Here is a 12488-nt window from a genome sequence, read left to right on the forward strand (position 1 = left end):
CGGGCCAGAGGAGCCGATGTCCGTGCGATTGCGTTCGTTGCAGCTCGGAGAGGCCGAACGGCGTCGCGACGGCGGCAGTTGGCGACGGCGCATCACTTGGCTGATCGCGCTGGCGGCGATCGCCGGCGGCGCTGGTTTGGCCGCCAAGTATCGCGGCACGGGGGGCGCCGGAGAATTGAAAGAGTTCGAAGCGTTCAGTTTTGGAGCGCCCAAGCCAGCTGAATCATTGCAGTTGGCTGGATTTGTTTATCCACGACATGTCGTGAAGATCACTCCCCGGTCGGCCGGCACGATCATTGAGTTTCCGGTTAGCGTCGGCGACAAGGTGACCAAGGGGCAACTGATTGCCCAGGTCGATCCGACGACTTATCAAGCACAAGTCGATCAGGCCAAGGCTTCGCTCGAAATGGCCCAGATTCAACTGCGCGAATTGCAGAATGGGGCATTGCCCGAAGAAATTGCCGCCGCCGAGGCGCTGCGCGACCAAGCCAAGGCGACCGCCGAGTTTCTGAAGAGCGAGTTGGAACGTCGCATCGAATTGAACAAACGGAACAACGATGCCGTGACCGACGCCGAGATGGTGCAAACGGTCTCGAAATACACCGAGGCGCAAGCTACGCTGCGCAATCAAGAGCAGCAGGTGGCGCTCATCAAGCGCGGCCCGCGCGAAGAGCGCATCGCCGCGGCAGAGGCCGAAGTGCGGCGCAACGAGGCGGCGCTTGCCAATAGCCAATATTGGCGCCTGGTCACGCGACTCGAATCGCCAATCGACGGCGTCGTGCTGCGCAAGACGGCCGAGGCAGGTGAAGACATTCACCCCGAATTGGCCTTCACCAGCCTGTGCGAAGTGGCCGACATGAACGACCTGTTGGCGCAAGTCGACGTGCAGGAAGACAGCCTCAAAGACGTGCAGATCGGCCAAAAGTGCGTCATCGTGCCGGACGCGTACAAAGATCAGAAGTACGAGGCGCATGTCAGCTTCATTGAGCCCGTTTTAAACGTGGCGCGCGGTGTCGGCACGGTACATGTGAAGATCGACAACCCAGACGATCGCCTGATGGTGAACATGAACTGCCAGGTGACGTTTGAGCCCGACGCCACGAAGGCGGCCGCAGCGGAAAACAGCGTGCCTACCGTGCCGCAATCGGCGCTGCTCAAAGACGGCGATCAGTCGTATGTCTACGTGGTGGAGAATCAAATCGCCCACAAACGGGTGGTGGAGTTGGGCGCCACGGTTGATAGCGACGTCGAAATCAAGAGCGGGCTCACGAAGGGCGACATTGTCATTCAGGCGCCAGCCTCCGATCTGCAGGACGGCCAAAGCGTGAAAATCCGCACTCAGGCATCCGCCTAGATCGAGTTGGCGAAAAATCCATGTCGGACGGTTCCATTGTGCATTTGCGTGGCGTCTCCAAGCACTACGCTCGCGGCAGCGAGAAAGTGCAGGTGTTACATCACGTCGATTTGGACATCGCCAAGGGAGACTTTGTCGCGTTGATTGGGCCGAGCGGTTCCGGCAAGACCACGCTTCTCAATTTGATTGCCGGGCTCGACCAACCGACGACCGGCAAGGTAGTGGTGGGTGACGTGGACATCACCCATCTCGACGAAGCGAGCTTGGCGCGCTGGCGCACCAACGCGATTGGGTTTGTGTTTCAGTTCTTTCATTTGATCCCCGTGCTCACGGCCTATGAGAACGTGGAGTTGCCGCTGCTGTTGATGCGCATGTCGGCCAAGCGGCGCCGCGAACAGGTGCTCACCGTGCTGGAGGCCGTCGGGCTAGATCATCGCCTCACACATCGTCCGGGACAGCTCTCCGGCGGCGAGCAGCAGAGGGTAGGCATTGCGCGGGCGCTGGCCACCGACCCGGCGCTGATCGTGGCCGACGAGCCGACAGGCGATCTAGACACGAAAAAGTCGAAGGAGATTCTCGATCTGCTCCAAGACCTGCAAGAGAACTTGAAAAAATCGATTCTGCTGGTGACGCACGATCCCACCTGCGCGGCGCGCACCCGCCGTGTGCTGCGGATCGACAGCGGCGTGCTAGTGGAGGACCGTATCAATCCCCCCAGCCCGCGCCGTTCAGCCCGGCAACCGGTGGGCGCCGCGCCAACCGGCGCCGAACTCGAGCCGCACTAGCCGCCTGCCCGACCCTGCGATTGTCGGCGCGTACCGCGCCGCTCGCCACGTTCCAACCTTGTCAACGAATCGACTCCCACCGTGGGAAAATTTGTCGTCTTAGTCCTGAAGAACCTGGGGCGAAGCAAAGTTCGCACCACACTCACCGCGCTGGCCGTGACGGTGCTGGTGACGATTTGCACGATCGTCGTCACGGTGACTTCGGCGGTCGAGGTGCAACTAAGCAGCGAGTCGGCCCAGTCGAAATTGATTGTCACCGAGCGCTGGGTGGCGCCGAGCGAGGTGCCGGTCAAGTATCTGCCGCAGCTCACCAAAATTCCGGGCGTGCAAGATTGGACGGTGTGGAACCTGTACACCGGCTTTTTCGACGACGCCATGAGCCGCGACAAAGCGGGACTCGGCATCGCCACCCGCGTCGAGAACATTGTGCGCATGCACCCGGGGCTGGAGAAGGTTGACCCAGCGGCGATCGAGGCCCTGCGGAATGAAAAGAACGGCTGCATCCTGGGCGCATCGATCGCCACCGCGATGAACTGGAAGGTCGGCCAACAGTTCACCTTTCACAGCACCTCCCACCTGGGCAAGAACCTCACTTTCAAGGTGGTGGGCATTGCGCCGCCGGGCACGTGGGCGCTCAACTTCTTCTTTCGCAACGACTATTTCGAAGAAGCCGCCAGCAACAAAGAAAGTGTGAGCATCGTGTGGTTGCTGCTACGCGAGTTGCGCGACGTGAACTCGGTGACCGCGCGGATTCAAGAGAACTTTCGTCAGCCCGAGCTGAAAGTCGAGACGGAGTCGGCTGGCGTCGCGCGTATCGCCGAACGGGCCCAAGCGATCCTGGCGATCATTCGCATGGTGGTGGCGATCTTGCTATTGGACATGGTGATCATCCTGTCGAACGCGATCAGCATTTCCACGCGCGAGCGGCGCGTCGAAATGGCGGTGCTCAAGGTGCTGGGCTTTGCGCCGGTGCACATCATGGCGCTGGTCATTGGAGAAGCGACGTTTGTCGGCGGGATGAGCGGGCTGTTTGGCGCTTCGATCGCCTACGCGGTGTCGCAGCTTTCGTTGGCCGGAGTTCTACCCACCGATAACGCGTTTGCCGGCTTTATGATTTTGTTTCCGGTGACGGAATACATGCTGCTGCAAGGCTTTTTGCTGGGGGCGGGCGTGGGCTTTATTGGCAGCGCGATTCCGGCGTGGAATGCCCGCAAAGTCAAAGTCTCGGAAGTCTTTTCCCGGATTGCTTGAGCATGGTCCCAGTCTCCTACAACTACCGCAGCCTGATCGTGCGTTGGAAGACCACGCTGATGACGGCATCGGGCTTTACGTTGGTAGTGGGGGCGCTGATTGTGATGCTGGCTTTCATCAACGGCATCCAAGAGGTATGCGCCACCAGCGGCGAGCCAGAGAACGTGGTGGTGCTCAGCAAGGGGGCTGGCGATGAGATCTTAAGTCAAATGGATCGGGGTGTTATCTCGCAGCTCGAAAGCACGCGCGGCTTCGCTGGCCCAGAGGGGGGCAGGCCGCTCGTCAGTCGCGAACTGTTCGTGATCGCCAATCGCTTTTTGACCAAGAACGACTACGCCGTGCTGGCGGTGCGCGGGGTGGTGCCCGCCGCGTTCGATGTGCATAGCAAGGTGCGCTTTGAGTCGGGACGGCGGTTTCGACCGGGCGCCAGCGAGGTGGTCATTGGCAAAGGGGTGGCGCAAAGCAACCAGTTGAAGATTGGCGATTCGTTCACGATTGGCCGCAAACAGTGGCGGGTGGTGGGGGTGTTTTCGGCGGCCGGCTCGGCGCTAGAATCTGAAATCTGGTGCGATTTGAGCGAACTGGCCAGCCAGTTCAAGCGCGAGGGGCTGTACACCAGCGTTTGCATGCGCGCGGCGAATCCCGATGAGGCCGTGCGTCTGGCGAATTCGCTCACCAAGAGCCGCCGCATGAATGTTGAAGCCCAAACCGAAACCAACTACTACGCCAAGCAGGCCGAGCAAACCAAGTTTCTCGAATCCGCCGCCTGGGTCATTGCTTGGTTCATGGGCGTCGGCGCCATCTTCGGCGTGATGAACACCATGTACGCCGCGATCAATCAACGCATCAAAGACATCGCGGTGATGCGAATCATGGGGTTTCAACCGCGGGAGATTTTGCTGTCGTTCCTCACAGAATCGATTCTGATCGCCATTGTGGGGGGGCTGTTGGGGGCGGGCGTGGGGTACCTGGTCAACGGCATCACCCAGAACACCGACATCGGCGCGCGGCAAGTGCAATTCGCCTTTCGCGTCGACCTGCCCACCTTGTTGCTCGCGGGGACCTTCTCGATTGTGATGGGGGTGGCGGGGGGACTGTTTCCGGCCTTGAGCGCCATGCGCATCAAACCGATCGAAGCGCTGCGGTAGCCGCGCGAATCGGCTACGATGTTGGGCTCTGGAAACGCGGCGATGGCCCGGTTGCATCGGGCGCCGCGTGGTCTATCCGATCCTTTTCGACGCGCTTCTTTCATGCATGCCATCCTCGTCTCCGTGGGGAGCATGGGCGACACGCTCCCCTTCATCATCATTGGCCGAGCCTTGCGCGAGCGCGGACACCGCGTCACGCTGGTGGGCAACGCTCATTTCATCGACATGTTTCGCAAGGAAGGGTTTGAGTACGCCGAATCGCTCTCCGAAGAGCAATACCAGGTGTTTCTCGAAGGTCAGGTCAACTGGTCTGGCGCGCGGGCCCTCAAGGAGATGGGGGAGTTGGTCAAAGACCAAATCCCCAAAGTCTATCGCTTGATTGAAGAGCGCTATGTGCCCGGCGAAACCGTCGTGGCGTCGCAGGGCTATGCCTTTGGCGCGCGCATCGCCCAGGAAAAGCTGGGAGTGCCGACGGCCACGGTGCATCTGCAGCCGATGTGGCTGCGCAGCATCTACGACCCGGTGGGCCTGCCCGAGTGGACTCCGCGCTTTGTTCCGGCGGGGCTTGATCGGCTGATCGATTGGGTCGTCGACAAGGGAATGGCGCCGCCGACCAACGAGTTCCGCGCCGAATTAGGGATGCCGCCGGCCAACTTCATCATGAAACACTGGTGGAACTCGCCGCAATTGGTGCTGGCGATGTACCCCGAGTGGTTCAACCCCCCGCAGGCTGACTATCCACCGCAGACGCGGTTGCCGGGCTTTCCGATTCTCAAGGTGAAGCACGACGAATTCGCTTCGCCTGAGTTGGAGAGTTTTTTGGAAGCCGGCGATCCGCCGATCCTGTTCATGCAAAGCTCAGTGACCAACGAAGCGCACCGATATTTCCAAACCTCGGTCGAGATCGCCAAGAGCCTGCGGCGTCGCGCCATTTTGATCACGCCGCACCCCGAGCAGATTCCAGACAACCTGCCTCCCGAAATCGCCTACTTCCGCTTTGTCCCGTTAGACAAGGTGCTGCATCGCTGCTGCTTCCATGTGCATCATGGCGGCATCGGCACGATTGCGCACACACTGGCGGCGGGCATCCCACAACTCACCGTGCCAATGGTCTACGATCAGCCTGATAACTCGCAGCGGCTATTGCGCCTGAAGGCGTCGGGCTTTTTGAAGATCGGCAAATACACGGTTCGCCGCGCCAGTCGCGTGATTCGCGAACTGTTGGAATCGCCCGACGTGGCGGAGCGCTGCCGCCTGTACGCCAAGAAGATGGCCGAGACCGACGCGTTGGACACGACCTGCCGATTGCTGGAGGCGCTGAACGAAGAACCCGCCGGCAGCCAGGCGCCGTTGGCGCCGCTATCGGTGTGACGCGCGGCGTCAGCCGCCCAGCCGCACCAGGTTGATCGAAAACAGCATCCGCGTCTTGGGAAACCAATACGTGAAGAAGCGGATTGGCCACGGGTAACGCTGGCGGTGGTAGTTCATGGTGGTGTCGGCCTCCAGCACCCGATAGCGGGGATCCCAGGCCTCGATCTCATGAATGTCGTCGATGCCCCAGCGGAACTCGGCGTTGGTGATCTTCACCGCTTCCAGCTTGCGCGAGTTTTCTTGCGCCCAGCGCGCGCAACTGTCAAAGGCGAAACAGGCGCCCGGGAACGCGTCGGCCAATAGCCCCAGCACTTGCTTCACCTGCGCTTCGCTGAAGTACAACAGCACCCCCTCGGAGATGATGAAGTAATGCTCGGCGCCGCAGGCTTTCACTTGCTCGAGCCAACTCGGATCGAGCACTGAACTGGTGATGAATCGGCGGCGATCGGTCTCTTGAAAGAACCTCCGGCGCACGCTCATCGAATCGGGCATGTCGAGATCGAACCAGCGGATCCGGCCGTTGTCGAGACGCTCGAAGCGGGTATCCAGACCGGCGCCGATCTCGATGATCGCGCCGTCGGGATGCTCCTCCATGAACTGCCGTACCCAGCGGTCGAACACCGTGGCCCGCACGCAGGCAGTGGGCTGGGTAAGCTTTGTTTCGCGGCGAAAGCGGTCGAAATCGTAGTCGATCTGGCGGACGATCTCCGTGGCCCGCGGATCGCGCAGTATCGGCTGGGGCTCTTGCGATTCGGCGGCGCGCGCCCAGAGCGTGATCAGCAGGGTCTCCTGGATCTCTCCCAGTTCAGCGACATCGACTTTGGTGCTGGACATGCGGCGCTCGGGTGGGACGCGGTGGCGGCGAATCCAATAGCCTAGTTAACACGGCGCGACGCCGCCAGCAGTCTATCCCGCGGCAAATTGCAAAGTGGCTCGATAGCCGCACCAGACGGCGAAGACTCCAAAAACGGTGCTGGCCAACACATTGACCAGCGCCAGTTTCCACTCTGCCGAACTGGCGAGACGAAAGGTTTCCAAACCAAACGTCGAGAACGTCGTAAATCCGCCCAGCACGCCCGCCATGAGGCCGACTCGCCATTCGGGCCGCACTGCCGGCGCGCATTCGAAAAACGCCGCTAGCACACCAATGACAAAACAGCCAATCACATTGACCGCGAACGTGCCCAGCGGAAACACCCATGCGCTGGATTGTTGAATCCAACCGGCCAGGAGATAGCGCATCACCGATCCGACAGCGCCGCCGATCGCAACAGCAATCCAGTGCATTCGTATTCCTTCTTGGGGATAAGAGCAAACCGGCTAGATGATGCGATGTGTCCCGCCAGTCATCCATACTGCCGATTTCTACCACCGCGCCGCCCAACTATACTCGATTGCCACGCGCTGCCGCGGCGCCATTTGGACATGGCGGCGCACTGGTTAACTCATTGGACTGTCGTTTGTCACTCTCCACAACGTCACTGCCCCGCACCATGCCAATCGCGCGACGCGCGGGCGTGTGGGCCGTTGGGTTGTTCGTTGGCTTGCTGGCGGTTTATCACGCCAATCGCGACATTATGCCGTTCAACGACGCCTTGGCCAGCATGCAGTTGGCCGAAAGCGTCTTGCACGAGCGCAATCTGTCGCTCTCCGCCACGGAGATGCCGAGCATGTTTGTCTGGCAATGGCGTGGCGCGCCAGATCGGCCAATCACCCTGAACTATCTAGACGCGGAACTGAGGCGACAGATTCAGCAAGGCAACTTAAGGCCGCTGGACGACGCTGATCACAGAGACATGATTGTCCCGACGCGCCGGCCGGGCGTGTATGCCTGCACGTTTGCCGCGGGGGCATCGTTGGTGGCGCTGCCGGTGTTCGCGCTTGCCAATCTGTGGGCCAGTCCCTTGTGCGATCATCCGGTGTTGTTTTGGTTCGCGGCTAAGATGGTCGCCTCGCTGTGCGTGACCGGTTCGGCCGTGTACGTTTTTCTGACTGCCGCGCAGTTTGTTGAGCGTAAGCAGGCGCTGGTCATCGCGCTAGCCTATGGGCTGGGGACCTGTGTTTGGAGCACCAGCAGCCAAGCGCTGTGGCAGCACGGCCCGACGGAACTGTTCATCGCCATGGGCGCCTATCACCTGGTTCGGCTGCGGCATGGCGATTGGCACGCCGCGGCCCTGGGCCTAGCGCTGGGCGCGGCGACGCTGTGCCGCCCGACCAGCGCCTTGATCGTGCTGGCCGTGGGCGCGTATCTGACGATTGTCAATCGCCGACAGGCGTTCATCTTTGCCGCCGCCGGCGCGCCGCTGGCACTATTCTTGTTGGCCTACAACCAACATTATTGGGGGTCGCCTCTGGCGTTTGGACAAACCGAGATCACCAACGTCGCCGAGTCCAAAACCGGCAAACCAGAAATCTGGCAAACGCCCATTTCCGTGGGGCTAGCGGGCTTGCTCTTTAGCCCGTCGCGGGGATTGTTCGTCTATTCGCCGTTCTTGTTGTTTGCGGTGGCGGGATATGCGCAGACCTGGCGCAGCGCTAGATATGCGGCGCTGCGACCATTGAGTATTGCCATCGCGGCGATCTGGCTTTTGGAGTCGCGCCATTTCGACTGGTGGAGCGGCTGGTCGTATGGCTATCGGCACATTGTCGACACCGTGCCGATGCTCGTGTTGGGTTTGATCCCGCTGGCCGAACCGCTGCGCCACTCGCGGTTTTGGAAGTCGACGTTCGCCATCCTGCTGGTCTGGTCGGTGATGGTGCAGTACTTGGGCGCCTTCGCGTACGATTTTCGCGGTTGGAATGGCCGCACACAGTACGTGGCGACGCGCGACGATGGCACTCAGATGTGGACGTTCGACGATCAGGTAGCGGCCGCGTGGGCTAGGCAATCAGGTATTCATATCGCCAGCGAGATTCTGAATATCGACGATCCGCCGAACCGCCACCGGTTATGGTCAGTCACCGACAACCAGATTGGCTATTACCTGCGTCATTACTTTGCGTCGCGGCACGTGCGCAAGCTCTCTACACGGCTAATGGCGTTCTCCGCGCCGGTCTGCCTATCGGACAGCTACGTCGAATTGAGCCGCGCGCAACTAGCGAGCGGCGACTTGGACGCGGCGCGCGACAGCCTGCGGCAAGCTGAAAAGTACCACCCGGCGAGCGCCCATGTGGCGGAAGCGTATGTGCAGCTTTGCGAGGCAACCGGTGATGCGCGGGGCGAGGATCACTGGAGGGCGCTGGCTGCAAAGCGCTGGCGGCATCCGCTGCATCAGTTCGCCTTTGTCTGGACAATGGACATGAGCGACCTGGTCCGCGCCGCGGGCGAAGCCCAGAGTTGGCGCGCTACAACCGTGGACTGAACATCTGGGCAAGAAAAGGCGTCCTGGCCTTCTTAACTCTCGTCGCAAGCGCAGCCCAACGATTCGTTTCTCCAGGTAATTAGCCCGTTTCGGCAGTCGTTTGCGCCGGCGTTGCCTGCCGCTGGAAGCGCGCGTTGTTCGCCGCGCGTTCGGCCAGCAGATCGTCGGAGATCAGAACACGTTGAAAGAACAACATCAAGAGCGTCGAGAGATAGCGACGCCCCATTTCGCTGAGGCGCAGTTTGGAACTCCCCCAGGTGCGTCCGTGCCAGCGAATCGGTATCTCCACGATGCGATAGCCCCGAATCAAGGCGCCGATCGACATTTCCAGCGTAATGTTGAAGTGGCTGGCTCGGTAGGGACCGCAGTCGTGCGCCACCTGCATCCGATACACCTTGAACGCGTTGGTGAAGTCGTTGAAGCGGCTCCAGAACATCCAGCGAATCACCTGGTTGGCGAACCGATTCACTACCAGTTTGACCACCGGATACATGGTGACCTGGCTGCCGGTGATGAAGCGCGAACCAAACACGCAGTCGTACCCCTCGGCGATCTTGTGGTAGCAGGCCACCAGGTCTTGCGGGTCGTCCGAAAGATCGGCCATGTAGATGGCGAGCACGTCGCCGGTGACCGCGTCAATTCCGTCGCGCACCGCCCGGCCGAACCCGGCGGGCGGGAGGCGCCGGACGAGTCGAATGCGCGTGTCGGCGTCGGCCAAGCCCGCCACCACCGCCGCGGTGCCGTCGGAACTATTGTCGTCAACGACGACCACCTCGTACGGAATGGCGACTGGCGCCTCCAGCGCCGCGCGTAGTTCTTCCAGGCAGCGCGCGATGTTGCGCTCTTCATTCTGCGCGGGGATGACGATGGAGAGTTTCATGCGCGACGATTCAACCTGCGTTAGCTCAATATCGGTTCGAGGGTGCTGCGATGTTCGGTGATCCAACGGCAGGTATCGTCCACAATTTGCGCCGGATCGCGGCGCGGGCGCCAGGAGAATTCGCCGGCGACTTTGCTGATGTCGGTGCTGTAGATGCGAACGTCGAAGGGGTCGGTTGCCGGTTGGGCGTCGATCGGCGGCGCGCGACCGGTGTTGTCTTGGCAAAGCTTGGTCAATTCTAGCAGCGAGACGGACTTCGCTGGTCCGCCGCCGACATTGTAAACGGCGCCGTTCCAGCCTGGCAGCCGCTCGACTTGCGCGATGACCAAGTCGCAGAAATCATCAATGTGCAGCACGTCGCGGACTTGCTTGCCGTGGCCGCCGAAGCCTCGATACACAAGCGGCTTGTTGAACAGATGGCGCGCGCACCATAGCGACACAAAACCCTGATCGGCGCGGGCCATTTGCCAGGGACCGGCGATCACGCCGCAGCGGTTGATGAGCGCTGGGACGCCGTGCGCATATTCGTACTCGGCAACCAGCGCCTCCCCCGCCAACTTGGTGAAACCGTAAAACGAGCGCGCTCCGCGCAAGGGAAACTGCTCGCTAACCCCGGCATCGCCGATGCCGGGAGTTGTGCAGGATTCCAACTGCCAAGCAAAGCGCGTGTCGCCTTCTTTGTAGGGAAGTGAGTTTAACCCAGCGATGGGATACACTCGGCTGGAGCTGATCAGCAGGTAGGCGGCGTTCCAGTGGCGCGCGGCCTCGAGCGAGTTGGCCGCGCCCAGCAAATTCAGCTTCAATAGTTCCGCGGCGTGTCCGTCTTTGCCCGCCTGCACGGAGGGCTCTGCGGCGCAATCGATAATCATTTCGGCCGGAGTGAGCGCGAGCAGATCGTCCAGGTTGCGAACATCGCCGCGAACAAATTCCACACCGTATTGCGCCAGTCGCGCCAAGTTCAATTCGCTGCCGCGGCGATGCAAGTTGTCGAGCGCCGTCACTCGGCAGTCGGAGCGGGCTTGCTGCAAGGCGATGGCCAAATGCGACCCAACGAATCCGGCGCCCCCCGTGATCACAATCCGGTTCATGTCGCGGCCGTTAACTGGTGGAATTCGACAAGGTCCGCGCGTTTCTGGAGTTTGGCAATCGCTTTTCCAGCCCCGTCAAGATTTCTGCCAGCGTGCGTTCGAGCGAATAGGTGTGCGTCCATTCGGGATAGTGAGCTTGAAATCGACGCACGTCGCTCACGTAGAACTGATGATCGCCCGGGCGAACCTCGTCGCGATAGCTGGTCCGCATCGTCCGGCCGGTGAGCGACTCGCATAGCCGAATGGCCTCGATCAGCGAGCAATGGCTGAACCGCCCGCCCCCCACATTATAGACCTCGGCGGGGCGTGGGTTCTGGTAGTAGCGCCACATCATCTGCACCAAATCAAACGCGTGCAGATTGTCGCGCACCTGTTTGCCGCCGTAGCCAAAGATGTTGTACTCGGCCCCGGTGAGCGCGCACTGGGCCAGGTACGCCAAAAACCCGTGCAGCGCGACGGCGGAGTGCCCGGGGCCGGTAATGCACCCCGCGCGGAGGCAAACGGTGTTCATGCCAAAGTAACGGCCATACTCCTGCACCAAGGCGTCGGCCGCCAGTTTGGAGACGCCGAACAGCGAGTGCATGGAGCGATCGAGCGACATCGACTCGTCGATGCCGTGCTTGGAAAAGGGATGCGCCGGGTCCAATTCCCAGCGTGTCGCCTGTTCGACCAGTGGCAGCCGATTGGGCGTATCGCCATACACCTTGTTGGTCGACATGAAAATGAACGCCGCCTGGGGCGCGTGTTGCCGTGTCGCCTCCAACAGATTCAGCGTGCCGTTGGCGTTGACGCCGAAATCGGTCTTGGGATCGCGCGCCGCCCAATCGTGCGAAACCTGTGCGGCGGTATGCACCACCAGCGCCAAGTCCGAGGAATATTCGCGAAAGAGACGTTCGATCGCCGCTGCGTCGCGGATGTCGCTGGAGTAGTGTCGGTAATTCGGGAGTTCGGAGCGCAGTTCGGCCTCCGCCCAGGCGGTTGAGGCCTCTGGTCCAAAAAATTCGGCGCGCAGGTCATTATCCACGCCCACCACATGCAGGCCCTGCGCGTGAAACCAGCGCGCGGCCTGTGCGCCGACCAAGCCGGCGGAACCTGTAATTAAGGCGACACCCATTCGCTAGGATTTCTTGTGCATGCGCCCCAGTGGTGCGGACCGAGCCGATCGGCCCGGTGCAAGTCGATCGCATTGCAGGGTAGGGCCCAATATAAGCAGCGGCGCCGCTGGGCGACAGCGCGCCGCAAACTCTAG

Annotated in this window: 11 protein-coding genes; 6 read left to right on the forward strand and 5 right to left on the reverse strand. The window is 61.2% G+C overall.

Going from position 1 to position 12488, the window contains the following annotated elements; all coding sequences use genetic code 11:
- The first annotated feature begins 22 nt into the window (after positions 1-22).
- The 5 genes from K1X71_03420 (at position 23) to K1X71_03440 (ending at position 5909) form a co-directional block, all read left to right on the forward strand.
- Entirely contained in the window at positions 23-1354 is a 1332-nt protein-coding gene (locus tag K1X71_03420) for an efflux RND transporter periplasmic adaptor subunit (protein ID MBX7072174.1), read from the forward strand.
- A 20-nt stretch (positions 1355-1374) separates the two neighbouring features.
- Positions 1375-2139, forward strand: a complete 765-nt coding sequence (locus tag K1X71_03425) for an ABC transporter ATP-binding protein (GenBank protein ID MBX7072175.1) — start codon at positions 1375-1377, stop codon at positions 2137-2139.
- Between the two features lie 81 nt (positions 2140-2220).
- The gene (locus K1X71_03430) at positions 2221-3390 is read left to right on the forward strand and encodes an ABC transporter permease (protein ID MBX7072176.1); all 1170 of its coding nucleotides are present in this window, start codon (positions 2221-2223) and stop codon (positions 3388-3390) included.
- A gap of 2 nt (positions 3391-3392) precedes the next feature.
- Positions 3393-4538, forward strand: coding sequence for an ABC transporter permease (locus tag K1X71_03435; protein MBX7072177.1), 1146 nt, complete (start codon positions 3393-3395; stop codon positions 4536-4538).
- A gap of 102 nt (positions 4539-4640) precedes the next feature.
- On the forward strand, positions 4641-5909 hold the full coding sequence (locus tag K1X71_03440) for a glycosyltransferase (GenBank protein ID MBX7072178.1): 1269 nt from the start codon (positions 4641-4643) through the stop codon (positions 5907-5909).
- 9 nt (positions 5910-5918) lie between these two features.
- Here the strand turns inward: K1X71_03440 and K1X71_03445 are convergent, their stop codons facing one another.
- Positions 5919-6743 carry a class I SAM-dependent methyltransferase gene (locus tag K1X71_03445; GenBank protein ID MBX7072179.1) on the reverse strand — a complete coding sequence of 275 codons (825 nt, stop codon included), beginning with the start codon at positions 6741-6743 and terminating at the stop codon, positions 5919-5921.
- Positions 6744-6815: 72 nt separating this feature from the next.
- Positions 6816-7196 carry a fluoride efflux transporter CrcB gene (gene crcB / locus K1X71_03450; protein ID MBX7072180.1) on the reverse strand — a complete coding sequence of 127 codons (381 nt, stop codon included), beginning with the start codon at positions 7194-7196 and terminating at the stop codon, positions 6816-6818.
- Positions 7197-7402: 206 nt separating this feature from the next.
- Here crcB and K1X71_03455 point away from each other — a divergent pair, with 206 nt between their 5' ends.
- Positions 7403-9271 (forward strand): hypothetical protein, encoded by a 1869-nt coding sequence (locus K1X71_03455; GenBank protein MBX7072181.1) that lies wholly within the window; start codon positions 7403-7405, stop codon positions 9269-9271.
- Between the two features lie 79 nt (positions 9272-9350).
- Here the strand turns inward: K1X71_03455 and K1X71_03460 are convergent, their stop codons facing one another.
- The 3 genes from K1X71_03460 to K1X71_03470 are packed head-to-tail and all read right to left on the reverse strand — an operon-like array spanning position 9351 to position 12353.
- The gene (locus K1X71_03460) at positions 9351-10151 is read right to left on the reverse strand and encodes a glycosyltransferase family 2 protein (GenBank protein ID MBX7072182.1); all 801 of its coding nucleotides are present in this window, start codon (positions 10149-10151) and stop codon (positions 9351-9353) included.
- Positions 10152-10171: 20 nt separating this feature from the next.
- Positions 10172-11239 (reverse strand): NAD-dependent epimerase/dehydratase family protein, encoded by a 1068-nt coding sequence (locus K1X71_03465; GenBank protein ID MBX7072183.1) that lies wholly within the window; start codon positions 11237-11239, stop codon positions 10172-10174.
- Positions 11240-11249: 10 nt separating this feature from the next.
- Entirely contained in the window at positions 11250-12353 is a 1104-nt protein-coding gene (locus K1X71_03470) for an NAD-dependent epimerase/dehydratase family protein (GenBank protein ID MBX7072184.1), read from the reverse strand.
- Between the last annotated feature and the right edge of the window lie 135 nt (positions 12354-12488).

The sequence above is a fragment of the Pirellulales bacterium genome (genome assembly GCA_019694455.1).
GTDB lineage: Bacteria > Planctomycetota > Planctomycetia > Pirellulales > JAEUIK01 > JAIBBY01.

Excerpts from the sequence above, each read along its gene's own strand:
- K1X71_03425 (MBX7072175.1), top strand. The coding sequence starts at position 1,375 with ATGTCGGACGGTTCCATTGTGCATTTGCGTGGCGTCTCCAAGCACTAC.
- K1X71_03435 (MBX7072177.1), top strand. The coding sequence starts at position 3,393 with ATGGTCCCAGTCTCCTACAACTACCGCAGCCTGATCGTGCGTTGGAAG.
- K1X71_03440 (MBX7072178.1), top strand. The coding sequence starts at position 4,641 with ATGCATGCCATCCTCGTCTCCGTGGGGAGCATGGGCGACACGCTCCCC.
- K1X71_03445 (MBX7072179.1), bottom strand. The coding sequence starts at position 6,743 with ATGTCCAGCACCAAAGTCGATGTCGCTGAACTGGGAGAGATCCAGGAG.
- crcB (MBX7072180.1), bottom strand. The coding sequence starts at position 7,196 with ATGCACTGGATTGCTGTTGCGATCGGCGGCGCTGTCGGATCGGTGATG.
- K1X71_03455 (MBX7072181.1), top strand. The coding sequence starts at position 7,403 with ATGCCAATCGCGCGACGCGCGGGCGTGTGGGCCGTTGGGTTGTTCGTT.
- K1X71_03460 (MBX7072182.1), bottom strand. The coding sequence starts at position 10,151 with ATGAAACTCTCCATCGTCATCCCCGCGCAGAATGAAGAGCGCAACATC.
- K1X71_03465 (MBX7072183.1), bottom strand. The coding sequence starts at position 11,239 with ATGAACCGGATTGTGATCACGGGGGGCGCCGGATTCGTTGGGTCGCAT.
- K1X71_03470 (MBX7072184.1), bottom strand. The coding sequence starts at position 12,353 with ATGGGTGTCGCCTTAATTACAGGTTCCGCCGGCTTGGTCGGCGCACAG.